The organism is Vibrio sp. 1580 (assembly GCF_033340055.1).
In genome coordinates this window covers 1-856 of record NZ_JAWOVT010000148.1, presented here as the reverse complement: position 1 = coordinate 856, position 856 = coordinate 1, and the positions used below count along the sequence as shown (strand labels likewise).

1 protein-coding gene is annotated in these 856 nt (G+C 48.2%); it reads left to right on the top strand.

Annotated elements, in window-relative coordinates; genetic code table 11:
* Positions 1 to 856: DUF4382 domain-containing protein (locus tag R7093_RS24635; protein ID WP_318146941.1), on the top strand; the 856-nt coding region annotated here is incomplete at both ends.

The following is an 856-nucleotide window of genomic DNA, read 5'->3' as shown; positions in this document are numbered from 1 at the left end:
TACTACTGACTGGCTGCGGTGGCGACGACTCTTCATCAAATACAGAATCCGCTACGTTTTCTCTTGGTGTCTCAGATGCACCTGTGGATGACGCCAACAAAGTGGTCTTAGCATTTAAAGACGTAGTTTTAATTCCCTTTGACCCAGAAACGGGCGAGCAAACTGGCGATCACATTCTGCTAGACGCAAGCGAGAGCGGCGCGCTACATCAAGTTGATTTGATGGAATACCAAGGGAAAAATGCTAAAACCATCATTCGCGACCAACAAATTCCTCCGGGTGATTACGCCATATGCGTGTACGCCAAAGATGGCCGACAGTTGAATGATACGTCTCTATCGTATGTCGAAAAAACTGATGGCTCAGTAAAAGGTCTTGTTGTTCCAAGTCGTGGTAGCTGCTTTGGCTTTAAGCCCGATACCAGCGATCAGGGTCGCTTGAAGTTTTCCCAAAAAGGTCAGTATGTAAAAGTTCATACTGGGCACAATAGCTACGTTGTAGAGTTTGATTTGCGTAAAGGTTTGGCGGATCCAGTCGGCCAAGAACACATGAATATGAACTCGAATGCAGTAAGTTTGGTGAACGCATCAGATTCAGGCCATATCGCTGGCACGGTAAGTAACGTGCAATACCAAGCTTGCGAAGCAGACAGTGCGGCATGGAACGCGATTCATGATGTGCCTGCCGTTCACTCTGTTTACCTGTATGCGGGTTCCATGGATCGCTCAACCATGGGCGATATGGGCGCGACAGCTCCACTCAACGCGCCAGTTGCGGTAGCTAATGTGAATGAATCGCAAGACGAAGAAGGCAATACAACCTACAGCTACGAGTTTGGTTACATTGGCCCGGGTAC